General features: G+C 56.7%; 16 protein-coding genes and 1 tRNA gene. 13 read left to right on the top strand and 4 right to left on the bottom strand.

The window, feature by feature from the left end:
• The first annotated feature begins 17 nt into the window (after nt 1–17).
• Both AC5S27_RS13000 and AC5S27_RS12995 read left to right on the top strand, forming a co-directional pair.
• Nucleotides 18–629 (top strand): RNA polymerase sigma factor, encoded by a 612-nt coding sequence (locus AC5S27_RS13000; protein WP_493934983.1) that lies wholly within the window; start codon nt 18–20, stop codon nt 627–629.
• Complete coding sequence (locus tag AC5S27_RS12995) at nt 626–877, top strand: anti-sigma factor family protein (protein WP_493934982.1); 252 nt, start codon at nt 626–628, stop codon at nt 875–877. The genes AC5S27_RS13000 and AC5S27_RS12995 overlap by 4 nt, the downstream gene beginning before the upstream one ends.
• Here the strand turns inward: AC5S27_RS12995 and AC5S27_RS12990 are convergent.
• Nucleotides 874–1,344, bottom strand: coding sequence for a hypothetical protein (locus AC5S27_RS12990; protein WP_493934981.1), 471 nt, complete (start codon nt 1,342–1,344; stop codon nt 874–876). The two genes, AC5S27_RS12995 and AC5S27_RS12990, sit on opposite strands and share 4 nt — an antisense overlap.
• A 243-nt stretch (nt 1,345–1,587) precedes the next feature.
• On the opposite strand from AC5S27_RS12990, the gene AC5S27_RS12985 reads away from it, so the two are divergent.
• The 6 genes from AC5S27_RS12985 to AC5S27_RS12960 all read left to right on the top strand — a co-directional run bounded on the left by AC5S27_RS12985 (nt 1,588) and on the right by AC5S27_RS12960 (nt 6,835).
• Complete coding sequence (locus tag AC5S27_RS12985; protein WP_493934980.1) at nt 1,588–1,893, top strand: hypothetical protein; 306 nt, start codon at nt 1,588–1,590, stop codon at nt 1,891–1,893.
• Between the two features lie 110 nt (nt 1,894–2,003).
• The gene (bufB, locus tag AC5S27_RS12980) at nt 2,004–2,879 is read left to right on the top strand and encodes an MNIO family bufferin maturase (protein WP_493934979.1); all 876 of its coding nucleotides are present in this window, start codon (nt 2,004–2,006) and stop codon (nt 2,877–2,879) included.
• Nucleotides 2,876–3,793, top strand: coding sequence for an HvfC/BufC family peptide modification chaperone (locus AC5S27_RS12975; protein WP_493934978.1), 918 nt, complete (start codon nt 2,876–2,878; stop codon nt 3,791–3,793). The genes bufB and AC5S27_RS12975 overlap by 4 nt, the downstream gene beginning before the upstream one ends.
• Nucleotides 3,794–3,814: 21 nt before the next feature.
• Entirely contained in the window at nt 3,815–4,315 is a 501-nt protein-coding gene (locus AC5S27_RS12970; RefSeq protein WP_493934977.1) for a DoxX family protein, read from the top strand.
• 61 nt (nt 4,316–4,376) lie between these two features.
• A complete protein-coding gene (locus AC5S27_RS12965; RefSeq protein WP_493934976.1) occupies nt 4,377–5,456 on the top strand; it encodes a glycosyltransferase in 1,080 nt (359 codons plus the stop codon).
• Nucleotides 5,457–5,485: 29 nt separating this feature from the next.
• Nucleotides 5,486–6,835: a glycosyltransferase family 39 protein gene (locus AC5S27_RS12960; RefSeq protein ID WP_493934975.1), complete on the top strand. Its 1,350-nt coding sequence runs from the start codon at nt 5,486–5,488 to the stop codon at nt 6,833–6,835.
• Nucleotides 6,836–6,838: 3 nt separating this feature from the next.
• Here the strand turns inward: AC5S27_RS12960 and AC5S27_RS12955 are convergent, their stop codons facing one another.
• Entirely contained in the window at nt 6,839–9,820 is a 2,982-nt protein-coding gene (locus AC5S27_RS12955) for a TonB-dependent receptor (RefSeq protein WP_493934974.1), read from the bottom strand.
• Between the two features lie 39 nt (nt 9,821–9,859).
• The gene (locus AC5S27_RS12950; protein WP_493934973.1) at nt 9,860–11,113 is read right to left on the bottom strand and encodes a hypothetical protein; all 1,254 of its coding nucleotides are present in this window, start codon (nt 11,111–11,113) and stop codon (nt 9,860–9,862) included.
• Between the two features lie 880 nt (nt 11,114–11,993).
• Between AC5S27_RS12950 and AC5S27_RS12945 the strand changes: the two genes are divergently transcribed.
• From AC5S27_RS12945 to AC5S27_RS12930, 4 genes are all read left to right on the top strand, one after another.
• On the top strand, nt 11,994–12,890 hold the full coding sequence (locus AC5S27_RS12945) for a DmsE family decaheme c-type cytochrome (RefSeq protein WP_493934972.1): 897 nt from the start codon (nt 11,994–11,996) through the stop codon (nt 12,888–12,890).
• Nucleotides 12,891–13,054: 164 nt separating this feature from the next.
• Nucleotides 13,055–15,556, top strand: coding sequence for a hypothetical protein (locus AC5S27_RS12940; protein ID WP_493934971.1), 2,502 nt, complete (start codon nt 13,055–13,057; stop codon nt 15,554–15,556).
• Nucleotides 15,557–15,599: 43 nt separating this feature from the next.
• Nucleotides 15,600–15,926, top strand: coding sequence for a c-type cytochrome (locus AC5S27_RS12935; RefSeq protein ID WP_493934970.1), 327 nt, complete (start codon nt 15,600–15,602; stop codon nt 15,924–15,926).
• A gap of 19 nt (nt 15,927–15,945) precedes the next feature.
• Nucleotides 15,946–17,376: a NapC/NirT family cytochrome c gene (locus AC5S27_RS12930; RefSeq protein WP_493934969.1), complete on the top strand. Its 1,431-nt coding sequence runs from the start codon at nt 15,946–15,948 to the stop codon at nt 17,374–17,376.
• 59 nt (nt 17,377–17,435) lie between these two features.
• On the opposite strand, the gene AC5S27_RS12925 is transcribed toward AC5S27_RS12930, so the two are convergent.
• Nucleotides 17,436–17,523, bottom strand: a tRNA-Ser gene (locus AC5S27_RS12925).
• Between the two features lie 163 nt (nt 17,524–17,686).
• Between AC5S27_RS12925 and galA the strand changes: the two genes are divergently transcribed.
• The gene (galA, locus tag AC5S27_RS12920) at nt 17,687–20,212 is read left to right on the top strand and encodes a beta-galactosidase GalA (RefSeq protein ID WP_493934968.1); all 2,526 of its coding nucleotides are present in this window, start codon (nt 17,687–17,689) and stop codon (nt 20,210–20,212) included.

The raw sequence follows: 20,212 nt of genomic DNA, 5'->3' as shown, positions 1-20,212 counted from the left end.
GTTCGCCGGACGCGGTAATGGCGACCATTGCCCGCATTCAGGCCGGAGAAACGCAGCTCTTTCATTCCCTTATCCGCCCCGTGGAGCGCGCCGTCTACGTGATGCTGTTCACGATGTTACGGAACGAGTCCAACGCGGAGGATGCGGCACAGGAAGCGTTTATCAAGGTTTACCGCAACCTGCACAGCTTTCGCGGGGATGCCAAGTTCTCGACCTGGGTGCTGTCGATCGCGCGCAACGAAGGGCTGGCCTTTCTGCGAAAGCAGAAGACTCGCCCGGAGGAGCCGCTGGAGGCTGCAACGGACGAAGATCGCGGCGACTATACGCCGGCGCTACTGACCGACTGGCGAGAGGTTCCGCTGGAAGCGCTGGAGCGCAAGGAACTGCGGGAGTGCCTGTGTCAGGCTATTCTGAAGCTCCCACAGATCTACCGGGATGTAGTTCAATTGCGCGATATCGATGAGCTGGATGTGCAGGAGACGGCGAATTTCCTGCAAATCACGGAGGGCTCGGTCAAGGTGCGGCTGCACCGAGCTCGGGCCATGTTGCAGAAGGAGCTTGTCTCAGTCATGAAGGATTTTGCTCCAAAGGCATCGGGTTGGCGGGGGTTGTTCGGGAGGCGCGGATGAAGATCGATTGCAAGCACGTCTGGGATCACATCTCCGCCTACATTGACGGCGATGTGGACGAGGCTCTGCGCGCCGAGATTGACCGCCACCTGGAGCACTGCGAGATCTGCTCCGCGGTGATGGATTCGACACGCAACGTGGTCGTACTTGTTGCCGATGAGCGCGTCTTCGAGATTCCTGCAGGGTATAGCGAACGTCTGCATGAGCGGCTGGATGCCGTGCTGCGCGAGGAACCGCCGCCTGCTTAGCGAGTTTGCGTTTGCTGCACTGGCGGGGGGCCGGTCCGGTGGACCATCGAGTGCGTGGTGACTTCAGCGCCGACCAGGATCAGGGTCAGCAGTGAGAGCGCGAGCTGTAGCCGTTCTGAGCGGCGTTCGCGGGGGCTGATGCTGCGGCGACGCCATCCTGCGGAGGCGCGGGCGCGGAGTCTCCACACACGAATCAAAATGGCCAGATTCACCACCGCGCCGACCGTGCCCAGGATGAGCATGGGGATCCGGATCGCGTCCTGGTGGAACCCTCTCGCCGGGGTGTATACTCCGCTCGCGGCAGCCAGGGCGGTCAAGCCGATCGCAACACGAACCCCGCTCAGCGCCAGAACTGCCGTGCAGGCGCTTTGAAGTATGGCAAAAACCAATCCAGTTGCCCCAGCGATGCGTACACCAGTGGAAGGACGGGCTGTGGTAAGAGCGGCAGGTGAATCGGTATCAATCACAGGCCAAAGACTACCGCATTCCCCTATCCTCGATCAAAGTTGACATCGTTTTACAAAAAAGAGCTTCTAATTGGATCATTTCGCACGGACGCATATTTTTTGGTTGCGTCTTGTAACTTTTGCTCCCAGGCTTCACTCCAACGGGGCGAAACACCTTTCCTGTGGATGCACGAGAAAGCAAGTGCTTCTGCCAAGTAACGACCAGCGGAACCTTCCGCCAACCAACCTAAGTGAGGAATCAACATGAAGAACTCAATGAATGCACTTCTGCTCACCGCTGCTTTGACCGGTATGGTCGGTGGCACGATGGCCGCTGCACAGCCAGTCCAGAACAATAGCGGCTCCAAGACCACCTCGGTGAAGGCATCGGCAGCCGGCTATCGCATGGTTGGCATGGACGACAAAGACAAGCATGCTTGTAAAGGCAAAAACGATTGCAAAGGCAAGGGCGGCTGCAAGACAGGCGACAATGGCTGCAAGGGCAAGAACAGCTGCAAGGGCAAGGGCGGTTGCGCTACCGACGGTTCCAAGCCACCCAAGACTGTCTAACGTAACACTTCGCCACTCCGGCGAATGGAGTTGTTACGGGGACGGGCTCAACCGCCGTCCCCGTAGCCTTCTCGAACTAAGATAAGAATTCATCTGTGCAAGGGGCGCTCATGGCAGGGAACCGATTCAACGCATATCAGAATCACGGAGTCGGTATCGGTCTGCGCATTCCGCACTACGACCACATCTTTTCGCACAAACCGGCTGTCGACTGGTTTGAAATCATCTCTGAAAACTACATGGTCGATGGCGGGCGTCCGCTGCATATGCTCGACCGCATCATGGAGCAGTACAAGGTGGTCCAGCACGGCGTGTCGATGTACTTCGGATCTGCGCAGCCAGCCGACCAGGAGCATCTGCGCAAGCTGAAGCGCCTCGTCAAACGCACCAACACTCCCTGGCTTTCCGATCATCTCTGCTGGGGAAGCATTGATGGCAGCTATTCGCACGATCTGCTTCCGCTGCCGTATACGTGGGAAGCGGTTGAGAAGACAGCTGCCCGAATCCGCGAAGTGCAGGACTTTCTTGAAATCCCTGTAGCCGTTGAAAACGTCAGCAGCTACGCCGAGTTTGTCGCATCCGAGATGACCGAGTGGGAGTTCCTGAATGAAGTCGTCGAGCGCGCTGATTGCGGCATTTTGCTCGACGTGAACAACATCTATGTCTCCTCGGTGAACCACAATTTCGCCCCAATCGATTACGTCAACGCCATCCCTGCGGAGCGAGTAGCGCAGATTCATATCGCAGGACACACGAAGTACGAGAAGTACATCCTCGACACGCACGATCATCCCGTGATCGAGCCTGTATGGGACCTGTACGCTCGCGCCATCGAACGCTGCGGATCGACACCCACGCTGCTCGAATGGGATGACAGGATCCCCGCCTTTGACGAAGTCTGGGCGGAGGCGCGCAAGGCGGAACGCTATCTCCAGCCAGCGCAGGATCGTGTCCAGGAAGAGATGCTGGCGGCGGTGGCTCAATGAGCGCCTTAACGACCGCATCGATGAGTCTCGAAGAGTTGCAGCGCACCATGGCGGCTGCGGTGATGCAGCCTTTGACTTCCGACGAGGAGATGCAGGCGCACGACACGACCGGCCGTTGGAACGGCGCTCCCATGCAGCATGTCGTCGGGGAGTTCATCCGTCCGAACGATCGCCTCACCGCATTCGAGCGGCTTGAAATCTACAATCGCCAGTACTGGTTTCGCCTGCAGAGCGCATTCCTTGAAGACTTTCCGGGACTTCGTGCCGTAGTGGGAGCTGCGCGATTCGAGACGTTGGCTAACGCCTACCTAGGCGCTCATCCAAGCCGATCTTTTACATTGCGCAACCTGGGTTCAAAGCTGGCCGCATGGCTGGAGCAAAATCCGAAATTCGCAGAGCCCCGCATTGGGCTTGCGCTCGATGTTGTCCGGGTTGAGTGGGCCTGCATCGAAGCTTTTGATGATGCTGCGTTCGAGCCGCTCTCGCTTGCAGAGGTATCTGCCCTCGGGGGAGATTCAACGCTCACATTGCAGCCGCACGTGCATCTGCTTGCTCTGGACTATCCCGCGGATGATCTGGTGCTGGACATGCATCAGCGTCAGAGAAGGGAATCGAGCGAGGCTGGCACCCGCTCACACGAGGAAGCCGTACCGGTGAAGCCTCTTCGCTTACGCAAACGCGCAACCTGGCTTGCGGTGCATCGTGCCGATCACTCGCTCTACTACAAGCGTCTTTCGCGCGCCGAGTACCAAACCCTCCAAGCACTGCGAGAAGCAATGCCTCTGGGCAATGCGCTGGAAGCCGGCTTCAATGGATCGCGCTCTTCCACCGCGACCCGAATTCAGCTGGTCCAGGAATGGTTTGCCAACTGGGCCGAACTTGGCTGGATCTGCAAGCCAGAACACACGGAATAAAACCGAAAGACAGGTATCCAAATGATGCAACGTATAGCCACCTTGAATGAGTTCATCGTGGGAACGCTCGACCGTGGCCAAAGCCTGCTGTTATTGGCCGTTCGTCTCTACTGGGGCTGGCAGTTTGCCCAGTCCGGCTGGGGCAAACTCCACCGTCTCGACGGCGTCACCGACTTCTTCACCACGCTGGGCCTGCCCATGCCACACACCACCGCCATAGTCGTCTCACTGATTGAATTTGTCGGTGGCATCCTCTTCGCACTTGGCCTTGGCAGCAGGCTTGTATCGCTGGTTCTTTTCGTCAATATGTCTGTGGCCTATTGGACTGCAGATAGGGATGCGCTGATGCAGATCTTCAACGATCCAGGCAAATTCTACAATGCGGATCCCTATACGTTCTGGTTCGCGGCTCTAGTGGTTCTTGTATTTGGACCCGGCCTCTTCGCTGTCGATACGTTGTTGAAGCGGCTCTTCTTTTCCAGGAAGCAGACAAGCGTTTATGCCGTGGGAGCAGCGAGCTAAGCCGGCACGATATGATTTGCACATCCGCATTGTGCTAACGTAAGCAGCGGACCTTCCCTCAGTGCGAATCCTCTATCTACTCACGAGCCTTGGCATAGGCGGCGCGGAAAAACAGGTTAGCGACCTCGCTGAACGCATGGCAGCGCGCGGTCATACCGTCGCAATCATGTCTCTGAAGCATGTCGAAGAAGAATGGCCGGTGAAGCTGCCGGTCGTTCGACTGAACCTGCTCAAAACACCCATGGGTATTTGGCGCGGCCTGCGTTTCGCGAAGAGCTTCCTGACAGTCTTCCGCCCGGACGTGATCCATAGCCACACCTTTCCGGCCAATATCTTTGCTCGTATGCTGAAGGCCTATGGCTGCAAAGGCATCGTGCTGAACACCATCCACAACATCTACGAAGGCGGCTGGCACCGCATGCTTCTTTACCGCGCAACCGAGCCGTACGCTCAGGGTGTAACAGCAGTGAGCGACGCGGCAGCGCAGAGGTTTGTGCGCGGTGGCGCAGTGTCCGCGAGAAAGATGTCGGTGCTGACGAACGGCATCGATACAACATATTTCTCTCCAGATAAGAAGCGCCGCAAATCCGTTCGCTTGCGCATGCAGGCGGGACCCGCATTTATCTGGATTGCAGTAGGACGTCTCGCTGCGGCGAAAGACTATCCCAACATGCTGCGGGCATTTGCGCAGGTCCGCGATACGCATGCAGATGCTCAGCTTTGGATTGCAGGTGACGGCGATGACGGCGTGATCGATGTGACCGCAGCAGGCGTGCTTTGGCTGGGCTTGCGTCGGGACATTGTCGACTTGCTCGATGCTGCGGACGGCTTCGTGCTCTCATCGGAGTGGGAAGGAATGCCCCTGGCTGTTGGTGAGGCCATGACCATGGAGAAGACCGTCGTTGCCACCGATGTAGGCGGCGTTCGGGAATTGATTGGCGAAGCGGGCATCATCGTAGCCCCCAGGAACAGTGGCGTTCTAGCCGAGGCGATGCTGCAAGTGATGGCGTTGAACGAGTGGCAGCGCGGTGTGATGCGAAGGGATGCGCGCGAGCGTATTGTGCGGCTGTTCTCGATGGATGCGAAGGCCGCCGATTGGGAAGCATTGTATGAAAAGCTCATGCCCAGGGAGCAGGCATGAGGTGCTTGCTATCGCTCCGAATAAATGGAATGATTGCGCCGCTGGCCGTGGCTGTGCTGTTGCGATTGTCACTGATGATCGCAGCCTATCTGCTCACTGGAACCACCGTCATGACACAGGGCGATACGTTGAGCTATCTTCTGCCCGGACGCAACCTGCTGCTGCATGGAAGCTACGCTACAGCCGGTGTCCCGGAGATGGATCGCACTCCTGGATATCCGGTCTTTGCGATGCTGAGCGGCATGCTCTTCGACAATGTGCTGCTGGTTATCATCGCGCAGATTGCGCTGTCCGTGTTGTCACTCTTGTTGGTCAGGCGCATTGCGGCATTAGTCTTTTCAGACGCGCGCGCAGGTACTTTTGCAGCTTGGCTCTATGCTGTGGAACCTTTTTCGATCCTCTACTGCGTACGCGTGATGCCGGAGACTCTGTTTGTTTTGCTGCTTCTTGTTGTCATCGAGAGAGTCATTATCTTTCTGCGTACCGGACGACTCGCTGCCCTGGCGTTGTGCGGCGTCGCGCTCAGTGCTGCGACTTATGTGCGGCCAGTCAGCTACTACCTCGTGCTGCCATTGGTGATTGGTCTCATCGTTGTTTTCTGGCGGCAGAAGCGATTACGATGGCAGCCAACGCTGCTGCTGTTGGTCACCTTTCCTCTTCTGGCCGCATGGCAGGTTCGCAACTTTGTCGAGACGGGATACAGCGGCTTCTCCAGCATCGTCGAGAAGAATCTCTACTACTTTCAGTCGGCTGAAGTGACCGCTGAACTGCGACAAAGTTCACTCGAGCAGGAACAAGAGCGGCTTGGCTATCCCGATGATGCGAGTTATGTTGCACGCCACCCAGAGCAGCGCAACTGGAGCCAGAGCCAGAGATTACGCTTCATGAAGGCGGAAGCGCAGCGGGTCCTCATGGACCATCCGATGTTGTATCTCAGGACACATCTTGTGGGTGTGGGTATCGTCGCATTGACACCTGGCACGTCTGAGGTGCTTCAGATGCTCGGCGCCTATCCCGTAGATGGCGTGATGCCGCATCGCATGCTGAACGAGGGCATATTCTCTTCCTTGCAACGAGTGATTGCAGCGCATCCCATGATTGCCGTGGCCATGGGCATCATGGATGTGTTGCTTGTGCTGCTGTACTTTCTTGCCATCCGTGGCGCAAGTCATGTGCAAGAGAATCGGACGATGGTCCTGACACTTGTTGGTATAGCTCTGTATTTCCTGCTGATCTCGGGAGGAGCACAGGCAGTCGGGCGCTATCGTTTGCCGGTCTTGCCTGCGCTCTGTATCCTTGCGGGCGCCAATGCGAAACGGCACGAATCGCGAGACCAATTACGTTCGCAATCCGGGCCGTTTGCTGTTATGGCTAACTAGCTCTTAGAAGCTCCAGACAGCCTGCAAAAAGATGCGCCGTGCCGCTGAGCCCTGCGAGAAGATGCCGCCCTGCAGGCTCTTCGACTGGCCAAACGTATCCTTCTGTCCATTGAGCAAGCCTGGGGGAATGACTGTTCCGATCGGGGTGCCGTAGTCAATGTTGTTGAAGAGGTTCAGCGCCTGCACGCTGAAGTTCAAGTTGTACTTGCGGCCAGTGTTGGTGGGACCAAACATACCGCCCGGCCCACCGCGCCCGCTGCCGCCACCACCGAAGCCACCAGGACCGAAGCCTCCGCCAGGGCCACCACCACCCGGACCACCGCCGCGTCCACCCGGAGGTCCGCCACCCGGAGGTCCACCGCCCTGGTTAGCGTTTGGATCAGCCTTCACCAACTTAGGCCCTACGCCAAAAGTACGGCTGATGCGAATATTCACGGCCACAGCTGCGGGTCCGTTTCCGGCGTTGTTAGGAAGATAGGTTTCATCCGTCGTTGGTATTTTGCCCGTATCGAGGCACCCATAGCTTGTGAGTTTGAAGATGGTAGAGTCAGCCGTGCAGTTTGAAACCGGAGCGATGCGCGGACGATCATTGAAGAACGAGTCGCCGTTATTATCGTTCGCGTCCACGATGTTGAAGGGCTTGCCCGACTGCGCAATCAGGAACGGGTTGAAGCGCAGACCCCACGGGCCAGAGTAATTGCCGATTAGGAAAAGGCTGTTGCGTGAGACAAACGCGGCCCGGCCATAGTCATGACTGAGATTGTTAGAGTCGGAAGCCTGCGAACCGCCTGCGCCGTCTGTGTTGGCAAAGCTCAGTGTGTAGAAACCGAAGATGCTGAAGTTTGGGCTGAAGCGTGCATTCGTGTTCAATATGAGTTGGTTCTGCTTAAACACGCCTTCAGGCAGATACTGGTAGGCGTTGCCAGTACCGGTCGCGCCGAAAATCGAATTGGCATTGATTTCGACAAGCTGATGCACTCCGGTCGAGTGTAGGTAGGTCAAGGTCACAGTCTGTGCCTTGGTCAACTGCCGTTCCACGCTGGCGCCAAACTGCTGCGTGTAGGGCGAGTGATAGTTCGGCGCTACCGCGTAGGTAGAGCGAGCTGCGCTCGTTCCTGCACCGCATACGCTGGTATCCGTCCCGTCTTCAAACGCTGCAAAGCACGCGCCAGAGGGGTCGGAGATCGTGAACTGATCCAGAATGTCCGAGCGGTTAATCGTAAGAAAATTGTTCACGCCGAGGCGGTCGTAGAATATGCCATATCCGCCGCGCAGCACCGTCTTGGCCTGTTTGCTCTTGCCGCCGTCGACTGCCCATGCGAACGAGACACGAGGTGCCCAATCACTGTGGTCGCCCACATGATTCTGGGACTCCCAGCGGAGGCCGCCGGAGAGCGTCAATCGCGGACTGAACTTCCAATCATCCTGGATGAACGCTGCTCCATCGAAGACATTGGCTAAAGCACTTTGCGTCCCGCCGGCACCGCTGGTCGAGTATGTCAGCTGCTTGGCCGCAGCCGCTGCAGGATTCGTGACAGCAGTCTGAAAATCGGTCGTCGTGCTGAAGGTGAAGGTACCGTTGAAGCCAGAGTCTGCGTAGTTGGCATCGCGATTGTCGCGCAGCCGGGTGCCGAACTTCACCGCATGCTTGCCCAGCGACATGGTGGTCAGGTTCTGGAACTCCCAGCGATCGGAGTGGTCACGGATATTCTGCGATGCGTTACCACCGGCAGAGAAACCGGTAGAGACGTTGAGAGTCGGCTTGTTGCTGACAGGTGTCGTCGTCGTGATATTGCGAGCATATTGAAAACGCGTCTCGTTCACGATGCGGTCGGTGATGATCTGCGTATCGCTGAGCTGGATACTGTTGTCGTTGGTCTCGGTGCTGACAGCCAGCGTCGGTAGCTCAGTGGAACTGATGTCGCCAGACTCAGAGTCGCGGAAATACTGATAGCGCAGCGTGAGGGTGTTCTTGGCCCCGATCTGCAGATCGATGCGTGGCGAAACGTTGGTACGCGAGTGTGGATTCGAGAGCGTTCCACTCACACCATCTGCGGGGCAATCACCTGTGGCGTCGCAGGCTACGTTATATGGATTCTCATTATTGATCGAGCGGTGCTCCGCAGAGATGAAGAACGAAGTGTTCTTGTTCAGCGAGCCATTCAGCGTGCCGTTGTACTGGTAGCTGTAGTAGCCAGGTATTTTCTGCGCGAAAGGATTTCCGGTGTTGAAGTTGCTGTCGTTGCCCTGAATCATCGCCTGGCCATGCAGCTTGTCAGTGCCCGGCTTGGTGAGAATCTCGATGCGGCCAAAACCGAGCCGGTCAAACTCGGCAGAGTATGGGTTCTGGTTCACCCGAATTTCACGAATTGAAGACTTCGGCGGCAATTGTCCGCCGGTGAAGCCGTCAATGTAGATCTGTCCACCGTTCGGACCAGCAGAAGGACCGGCCAACGCCGAGAGCTCGTTGGATAATTCATCAGGATCGTCTGACAGAGCATCGAGATCCTTGCCCTTGATCACCAGGCTGTTGGCGTTGTTGTCGGCTTCGGTGCTCACACTGGGTGTTTCGTCAGTAACGACGACATTCTGCTGCTCGGTCTGGATCGCCATCGCGATTTCTAGGCGCTTGGCCTGTCCAGCTGTAAACACCATCGGCGCGGAGACGAAGGGAGCGAAGCCTTCGAAGGTCGTGGTCACGCGGTACGTTCCGGCAGGGAGCGTATGAATTTCGAAGTTGCCCTGAGCATCTGCGGTCGCCGTGGCCACAGTCTGCCCTTTCAGATTACTGACGGTCACCTGCGCGCCCGGTATCAACGCTCCCGACGGATCGGTGACCCGTCCGCGAAGCGTCGCCTGCGCAGCGGCGGCTGTGGCGGTAGTGGCCTGGGCCGCCTGAGGCGTTTCAGGCGTCTCAGCAATAGCCCCGGCTGTCGCGCTGAGCACCAGGCTGGTTAAGAACAAAATAGGCAGTTTTGAGTACACGAATCCCCCATGCATTGCGTTGCAAGATGACAAGATGAATTATTGAGCTGCTTCCGCTCCACCGGAACCCATGTTCCAGTTGGAGAGCAGCATGTTCTGCGTAGAGGCTGGAGCTTGCAGAAGCGGCTCGACGCCGGAAAGCAATGTGATTGCTGTGACCTCGCTCGTGCCCTGCGTTGAGACGAGCATGATCGCATCGCCCTTCTGGAGGTCGGCCAAATGAATTGCGGGCGCGCGACTCAGCATCTGCTGCAGATCGCCGCCGCGTCGCCCGGACGCTGTGTCTGCACCTTGGCCGCCCGGATAAGACTGACGCTGCTGGCCGCTGCCGGACGGAGTTGTCGGCGTTCCTGACGATGGTGGGTTCGCCATTGCCGCCGGTGTTCCGTTGGGTGCGCCGCCCTTCGCATCGCCTGCTGCTGGATTCGTCATGCTGGCCAGCATCTTTGCCATCGTTTCGGGAATCTTCCGCATCTGTGCGTCCGCCCCGATATGGACGATTACGTTCTGCTTGGTAGCCAGGTCCTTCAACGTGACCGTCATGGCTGACTTGTCGATGGAACTGATGACGCCGGAAATATTGCGGAAGCTGCCCGAAACTACCTCGGCTGCAGCCACCTCCAGTCCGTCGGGACTCTTGGTGCCACGGGCGCGCAACTGATCTCCCACCCGGATCGTCTCGATTGGCGCAGGTTTGGCCTGATCAAAACTGACCGAGTCCGGAGCATATCTGCGAAGAACCGTTGCCGGTGTAGTGTGCAGCGTGATCGTCTTTTGCGTCGGTCCGGCACCCGACGTAATGACAACGACGCCTGTGCCTGCGTCCACGCTCTTCACCAGGCCGCCAACACCGTTGCGCGCCCAGTCCTCGCGCTCCCTCTGCTGCTTCTGAGCGAGATCCGCCTGCGGAATCGCAACAATCAGAATTGCGGTGACCGGGTCGGAGGCCGGTTCAGGAGCGATGCGGACCAGAACTCGATCTCCTACAGCCAAATCGCTGAACTGGATCGTAGCCGCCTTGCTCAGGTCTTTTTCGCCGGGTGCAATGCGCTGGATCTTGATCCCCTCTGGCGCGGTGACCTTACGCTCCACTCCGGCATCGGTCTTGACGGAGAGCAGTCCGGGTCCAACAGATGTGATGGTGCCGACAAAGCGGTTCGCCGCTGCGGCCGGTGGCGCAACTGCAGGGGCCTGTGCGACTGCGGGACGCATCGCAGCTCCGGTCAGGTTCACGCCGAGGATCACGGCGCAGAATATCTTTGCAGTCTTCGATTGGAAAATGTTGGGTTGCATATTTTCTCCGGAGTTCAGGCAAACTAGCATAGCCAGGGAGCAATTCAGGCAACTTAGGCGTAACCGATTGCAAACCGCGTGACTCGATTCCCTCATGTAGACGAGGAGGCTTTCGAGAAAGTTTACTTTGGCTTTGTAACGAATCGTAACAGAATGTTTATTTTCAACACGTTGACTTCCCCCAATTGGACACTGCAAAAAGGGCTCTCCAGCGAATCACAGACCCCGACACGAATAGCCCGAAAGCGACCTGGGAAAGTCCTGGGTTTCGTATACGCATCGAGCCCTCGACAAGGATCCCCGAACGACCAAAAGATACTTGGCAGCATACCTCAAAGCCACACGTCCATGACCAGCGGGCACCGTGTCCCGGAGTCCGCAATGGCGATCGTTTGCATTCGCGAGAATTGTATCGACGTCGGTTGACTCCACACGTCAGAGGCGATCGTCTCTATCATGACCTTCGATACGAATCAAGAGTAGAAGGGGCGCAGATGCAGGAGGGCAGTGAAGCAGCCTGCCATCGAAGAAGCCTCACCAGCGCAGTGACGATGCTCTCCGAAAGACTGGTCTCGATAGCGCATAGCGCTCAGCCGTATCCATCCATTCCTAAGTCTTTGATTCGCGAAATAAAACGAGCTACATTGCTCAGACCCCATCCTGTTGTGAGGTCCATGCTGGGCAAGTCTTCCGCTTCTGCGACGCCGGAGCTTAGACGGACAGTTGTTCTGTGATCGCTGTCACAGCAACCCTTACAACCGGACGGTAACCTGTGATTGCCATCTGGGAGCAAGTCAGACACAAGCCGGTCAGCAGTCCATCCAGGCACTCTTCACCGAAGGTCAGGTGCAAATTGAGAAATTGGTCCAGGACGTTAGCGATGGCGATGGGACTTCTCTGTATTGCTCAGTCGCACGCAAATGCCCAGACCGTTTCGAACCCTCATCTGAAGGATCCACCTATCAGTACAGTGGTTCCACAAAATGCCTCAGACTTTGTCGGTTCTGAGACTTGCGCAACGTGTCACGCCACGGAGTCGAACCGCTTCGATTCAAGTCCTCACGCCAAACTGGCGCTGGAGCATGGAGGCAAGGGCGTCACCTGCGAAAGTTGTCATGGCGCGGGGAAGGCTCACGTTGAGTCAGGTGGCGACAAGACGAAGATTCTCGATCTTGCGGAAGCTAGTGCCAAGATCGTCGATGCCACTTGCCTTGGGTGCCATGCAGGCGCTCATCCGAACTTTCTTCGCTCTCCTCACGCGAGGGCGAACGTCAGCTGTGTCAGCTGCCACTCCGTGCATCAATCTGCTCCAGAGACTGCATTACTCAAAGTCAGCCAACCAGCCCTTTGCTTTCAGTGCCACACCGATGTCAAACCGAGCTTTGATATGCCCTTTCATCACAAGATCAATGAGGGCTTGATCAAGTGCTCCGACTGCCACGATTCGCATGGAACCTTTGGCAACAACAATCTCAAATCCACTGTCGATCAGAACGCGATCTGCACGAAGTGTCACACAGAGACACGCGGGCCTTTCGTCTTCGAGCACGCCCCAGTCAAGGCTGAGGGCTGTCTAGGCTGTCACACTCCGCATGGTTCGCAGAATGCAAGGCTCTTGAACATGCCGAATGTGAATACGTTGTGCAATCAGTGCCATAGTCCGGTCGCATCCGCTGCGGTCCATGGGATAAGTGCGGGATCGTCCGAGCTGACGCCGTGCACCAGTTGCCACACTTATATTCATGGCTCCAATGTCAATCCGGCGTTCCTACGATAATATGCGCGGATTGTTTTGACACGAGCTGTGAATCTTCTACAGAGGCGACGGGTTTTCTAGTGAGGCTAGTCATGAACACGGGCTTGTTATCCCGCAGATCAGATCAACGGTTCTTTCCGGCGACGGCCAGACGCATCGCTCCATGCGCTGTAGCTGTAGCATGGATGGCGACAGCCGGATTGGCCTTTGCCCAAAACCCAACGCCCACTGACCCAATCCCAACACCGGAGCCAACCGTATCTGCACCTGCCGGCTACAGCATCCACCACAGCCTAGACGTTGGGGGAAGGATCACCGGCCTTACGGGCAGTGGCGCCATGTATGACACCCTTGTCAACCTCCAATCCGGGCCTCGGGTGCTTGGTCAAACATTCGAGATGCGCGCTCTGAAAGGAACGAAGAATACCCTGGTCGACAGCTTCACCGGCGTGAGTACAGGATTCGGCGGCGATCCAAATAGCTTCACGAGAGTCAATGTATTCAAGGGTAAGATCTACGAGTTTACGGGGATGTTTCGACGCGACCGTCAATACTTTGATTACGATCTGCTTGGAAATCCGAACATTCCAGGTGGGCAGTCGATTCCGATCGGGCCGCCAAGTGCGCCTACAGGATCCTTTGCCTGGCCACAGGTTACACAATCTCCGTTCCTGTTCAACACAGTCCGCCGCATGACGGACACCAACCTCACCGTGTTTCCACTCGCAAGAGTTACATATCGCGCGGGCTACTCTCAGAACATTTTCGAAGGTCCGAGCCGCAGTCCGAGTGGTTATCCCTTCGCCATGTATGCCGCTGTGCTCGAAGAGTACCAGCGCAATAGTTCCGATAATTTCACAGGAGCCATTGACTGGAAGCCGATCCGGGGAACGACGTTCACCTTCGCGGAAGAGATCGATCACTACAAGGGAGATTCCTTCTTTACGATGCTCCCCAGCGACTTCAATGCGCAGGAGGCTGATGGAACGAAAGTAGCTCTGGGGGACTACGACAGTCAGACACCGTATCCCACAAGCAAGGCCTGCAATGCAAACAGCATAGGCGCCACGCCCATCTTCTCCGCGCCGTCAACACCAGGCGGTCTTCCGGTGATCAATGCAGCATGCGCCGTCGTCACCGGCTACCTGCGTTCGCAACCCACCAGGATTCTCTATCCCACTGAGATACTTCGATTCCAAAGCTCGAGTATCAAGAACATCGCGATGAACGGCGACTTCCGCTATACCAACGCGAACATGAACCTGCCGAATTATTACGATAGCTATCAGGGCCTGAGCGGTACGACTCGATCGCTCACTTACACTGCCAACGCGAATGCCCGCCGCGCCGTAATCGCTACAGACTTCGGCATCGTTTGGCAGGCATCCAAATCGATCAGCCTCTCGGAACAGGTGAATTTCTCCAGTGCACACCAACCGGGAAGCGCCACATTTACCAGTGTCACAACTCTTTCGACTCCTGCAACTACGGGGAACGAGACCATCAATTATTCGGGAGGGCTGATCACAAAAATTGCTGCACCCGGATCGTCATCCTTCGAAGGGAGTGGACCAGTCGGCACTGCGCTTACCGCGTACTTTGGCCAGAACTTTCTTACCAATAATGTAACGGGAACCTGGGATGTCTCATCACGTGCTACGGTTTCGCTCACTTTTCGTCATGAAACTCACACTATCGCTCAGGGTACACCCCACAACGTTCCACTGGCAGTTGGTGCGACTGAAGATGGAACTGTAACTATCAATCAGAATGGTGGAATCTTCAATGCTGCTCTGCGTCCTTCTGCAAACTGGAGCGTGAACGGCACTGTCGAAGTGCTCTATGCCGACAACGTCTTTACCCCGGTCAGCCCGCGACAGACGAAGCATTACCGCTTCCATACCATGTACCGTCCAAAGCCGTGGATTACGATTTCGGGTGCGTTCAATGATCTGGAGCGCCACAACAACACGAACAATAACCAGAGCGCAGTCTTGGCAGGCGACGATCCATACGAAGGCCCCATCAATCATGTCGATCACAGTAGAATCGTGAGCCTGGGTACTGTTCTTTCACCCAACGAACACTACGGAATTGATTTCAATTACGCCTACAGCGACGTATACACTGCGACGAATATCTGCTACGACAGTGGCGCTACAAACACTTTACCTGGCACCGCCTCTTTGACGAGCGGTGGGTTGCCGGATGTGTGCCTGGGAATTTACTCGCGAGGTTCGAAGACTCAGCTCGTGGATTGGCATGCGAGAGATTTCATGGATGCTCCGACGCAGTTCGGATCAGTGGCGATAACACTTTCTCCCGTAAACAAGATCCACTCTGCATTTGGCTATCGCATCAGCGCTGTAAATGGGAGTCAATTCTTCAATGATGCTCGATCTGTTAATGGATCGCTGAACTCCACTTACCAGTCGCCATTCGTCAATCTTGCGTGGACCATCCACAAGGGATTGATCGCAAAGGCGGAATACAACTTCTTCGGTTACGGTGAGGGCGGTCCGTCCGGGCCTCAGTATTGCAGCACTTCCACATCGACTACGTCGGCGGTCGTGCCGTGCGCCTCTTTGCCCTTTCCCACAGGTCTTACAGAATCGCCAGCCGGCCTGACTGCACCACGAAACTTTCATGCAAATAACGTGACCCTGAAACTGCACTACGAGTTCTGACGGTCGCGTAAGCCAAACCTTTGTCCCATAGGAGAAACAAACCATGTTGAATCGAACGTTTCGCGTTGCAGTCATAGTCCTGAGCTTGTCGATTACGGGTAGCATCGCCCAGGCGCAGGCGTCCGGATCTGCCACCTACACGGCCAAGTGTCAGATGTGTCACGGCGCAGATGGAATGGGCGCAACTCCTGCAGGCAAGTCGATGAAAGCGATTCCGTTCAACGACCCGCAAATCCTGAGTAAGTCAGACGCGGATTTGTTTGCGGCCACGAAGAACGGCAAAGGAAAGATGCCTGCGTACACCGGCAAACTCTCCGACGGAGATATCAAATCGGTGATTGCTTACATCCATACCTTGCAGAAGAAGTAGTGTTCGGAGTCGTGCGTATATGACCCTGTTGAGCGACTTCAGCAAGAACTGGCTACGCCCGATACTGTTCTTCGGGAACAACCCGGTAAGTCTCATTGGAGGTGCGATCACGAGCGCCTCCGCGATGACCCTCATTGGTTTCTGGGTCGTTGCAGTTCTGGGCCACGGCGGTTCCAATAACCCTTACCTTGGCATCATCTTCGATCTCTGCCTGCCCGCTGTTTTCATCTTCGGACTCATGCTCATTCCATGCGGCATATGGCTGCGGCATCGCCGTCTGAAGGCACTGGGACAATTGCCGCATACCTTCCCCAAGATCGATTTTGCAGACCCCGTGTTTCGGCACGGCATAGACTTCGTCGTCATTGCCACGTTCATCAACTTCGTCATCGTCGGCACCGCAAGTTATCGCGGCGTAGCCTATATGGATACAACAAGCTTCTGTGGTCAAGCCTGCCACGTCATGCAGCCGGAATTCAGCGCTTACCACTTCGCGCCACATGCCGGCATTGTCTGCACGGAGTGTCATGTCGCGCCGGGTGTGCCTGGATACGTGCATGCCAAGGTGAACGGAACAAAGCAACTGCTCATGGTGATCTTGCATAACTATCCACGACCCATCATGGCAGATGGCAAAGTCCCCGCCGCGCGCGATACCTGCGTGAACTGCCATAACCCGGACAGGCTCTCGGCAGACAAGCTGCTGGTGAGTTCAACATATGCCGACGACGAAAAGAATTCCGTCACGCGGTCACTCGCAATGATGCACGTTGGAGGCAAAGATCATTTAGGCAATCTGAGCGGGATCCACGGAGCTCATATGGGCCACATCGAGTACGTATCGACTGATTCGACGAATCAGTCGATCTCATGGGTTGGCAAGAAGAATGAGGACGGGTCTGTGACCGAGTTCACCGTCACGGGTGCACCAAGTGCTGGCTCCGGTCAAAGGCATGTGATGGACTGCATCGATTGTCACAATCGCGCAGCCCATTCTTTTGAGACACCGGAAGAGGCTCTCAATAAAGACATGGCTCTGGGCTCTCCCAGCGTGTCCCTTCCTTTCGCTCACAAGGAGGGGCTGGCGCTGATCAAAGCGACCTACACCTCGGAACAGCAGGCGAATGGAAAGATCACTGAAGGCTTCGAAGACTTCTATCGATCGCAGTATCCACTCGTGTGGAACGCACAACGGAATCAGATCAAGTTAGGTGCAAGAATCCTGGCAGGCATCTATAGCAGGAACGTGTTTCCCTCAATGAAGACCGGTTGGGGAACACATCCGAATAACCTCGGCCACAACGACTATCCAGGCTGTTTTCGCTGCCATGACGGCAATCACAACACCAGGCAAGGGAAGACCATCACGAATGACTGTTCGATGTGCCACAATCTGCTCGTCGTGGATGAGGCCAGTCCAAAACTTCTCACAGACCTGGGCATGAAGTAACCGTCGAACGGTCTCTGATTTGCCGTTATAGAAACGATTGAATGTAAATAAGAATAAGGTGGCGGAGAGACAGGGATTCGAACCCTGGATACCTTGCGGTATACACGCTTTCCAAGCGTGCGCCTTCAGCCACTCGGCCATCTCTCCAGTAATGAACTCGCCGTAAATCAGTGTACCAGAGGAGGCTGCCTAGCGGCATGCAGGCCGCAGGCTGGCTTCCAGGATGAAAGCGTTTACCATCCGCACCTCGATCCTGTATATTCGCAGTCGCACAGACACTGCCATCCTGCTTCAAATGAGGACTTCCGTCATGTCCAGCTTTTCGCGCCGCGACCTTCTCCGCACCGGCCTGATTTCAGGCACCGCCCTGTCCGCTTCCTCACTGATTACGCGCTCCGCATGGGCGCATGCCGACGCACTTCAGGCCCTAGCCGACGCCACGGAGCCCGCCGTCGCTCCACGTGAAAAGCTTCTCTTCGATTTCGATTGGAAGTTCCAGTTTGGCCACGCCAGCGATCCGGCGAAGGACCTCGGATTCGGCAACGATCAGGGTGATTTCGCCAAGACGGGCGACTTCAATTTCGCCAAAGTGAAGTTCGACGACGCAAAGTGGCGCACTCTCAATCTCCCACACGACTGGGCCGTCGAGCTACCCTTCGTCCGTGACGAAGCACTCGCTTCTCATGGCTTCAAGCCCCTCGGTCGCCGCTACCCGGATACAAGCGTAGGCTGGTACCGCCGCACCTTCGACCTGCCCGCTGGAGACCTCGGCCGCCGCATCACCCTCGATTTCGACGGCGCCTTCCGCAGCGTCATCGTCTGGGTCAACGGCTGCTTCATCGGTCGCAACGACAACGGCTACGCACCCTTCCATTTCGACATCACTGACTTTCTAAGCTACGGTGCCAAGAACGCCATCGCCATCCGCGTCGACGCCAGCTTCGGCGACGGCTGGTTCTACGAGGGTGCCGGCATTTACCGCCACGTCTGGCTCACCAAGACCGATGCCATTCACCTCGGCAAATTTGAGAGCTACGCGCGAACCGCCGTGAACGGCGATAGCGCCACCGTAAGTTTGGGCACGCTTGTGCAGAATGACAGCGCACAACCAGCCACCGCTAAAGTCTCCTGGAAGCTGCTTGATCCGGCAGGGAAGACCGTAGCCACTGCGGAAGCCGCGCAGCAGTCGATCGCTGCAGACGGTTCTGCCATCTACACTGCAAGCGCCGCAATCAGCAATCCGGCGCTATGGTCGATCGAGACTCCAAACCTCTACAGCGCCGTAGTTACAGTCGAATCTGCAGGCAAGACCGTAGATGCCGAGAAGTTCGCCTTCGGAGCGCGGACCGTACTCTTCGACGCCGACAAGGGCTTCTTCCTTAATGGAAAATCGATGAAGATCCAGGGTACCTGCAATCACCAGGACCATGCCGGCGTAGGGGCAGCATTGCCTGACCGCCTGCAGTACTTCCGTCTTGGCGTACTGAAAGAGATGGGCGGAAACGCCGTCCGCACCTCGCACAACGCTCCAACCCCGGAATGGGTTGAAGGCTGCGACCGCCTCGGCTTCATGATGATGTGCGAAACCCGCCAGATGAGCTCGAACCCGGAAGGCCTCGCGCAGCTGGAAGCCATGGTCAAGCGCTATCGAAACTCACCCTCCATCATCCTTTGGTCCATTGGCAACGAAGAGTGGGCGCTCCAGAACGACGATGCGGAACAGGGCCTTAAGATTGCCGGCACCATGGTCCGGCGCTGCCACGAGCTCGACCCCACGCGTGTCGTCTCCGCCGCCGTCAACGGCGACAACGAGAAAGGCATCTCAAAGACCTTCGACATCATTGGGTTCAACTACAACCTCAAATTTCCCGAGGATTACCACAAGAAGCACCCCAAGCTGGCCATCTACGGCTCGGAAACCTCCAGTGCCATCTCCACGCGCGGCGTGTACTCGTCCGATCCATTGCGCAACACCGTCAATGACTACGACGGCGTCGTGCCCTGGGGCGAGACTGCGGAAGAGTGGTGGAAGTTCTACGGCGAACGCGAATGGGAAGCCGGCGGCTTCGCCTGGACCGGCTTTGACTACCGCGGCGAACCAACTCCCTACGGCTGGCCGTCGGTCAACTCCCAGTTCGGCATCGTCGACATGTGCGGCTTTCCCAAGGACACCTTCTACTACTACAAAGCATGGTGGCCGCGCGGTCCCGTAGAGCCCGTCCTGCATCTCTTTCCGCACTGGAATTGGGAAGGGAAGGAAGGAGAGCCAATCAAGATCTGGGCGTACACCAACCTCGATGAAGTTGAACTCTTCGTTAACGGGACCAGCGTTGGCAGTAAGAAAGTCCCGCACCTCGGCCACGTGGAATGGACCGCCAAGTATGTCGCAGGATCCATCGAAGCCCGTGGCACGAAGGACGGCAAAGTCGTCCTGACCGAAAAACGCGAAACCACCGGCACGCCCGCGGCCATCAAAATCACAGCCGACCGTACAGAGATCGACGCAGATGGTGAAGACATCAGCATCATCCGCGTTGAGGTTCTTGACAAGGAAGGCCGCCACGTCCCCACGGCTGGCAATCTCATCGGCTTCAAAGTCTCCGGTGCCGGCGCGCTCATCGGCGTAGGCAACGGGGATCCGAACTGCCAGGAGTCCGACAAGGAGCCCAAACGCAGCCTCTTCAACGGCCTCGCCCAGGTCATTCTGCAATCCACCAAACGCCCCGGCGAAATTCACATCGAAGCCGTCAAGGAAGGCTGGGATGGACCAGAGTTAACCCCCGCCAAGCTAACGATCACCACCAAACGAGTAACGCTTCGCCCCGCAGTGCAATAG

Source organism: Acidicapsa borealis, from assembly GCF_059115245.1.
The sequence above is the reverse complement of the archived record's forward strand: the minus strand, read 5'-3'. Positions and strand labels throughout refer to the sequence as shown.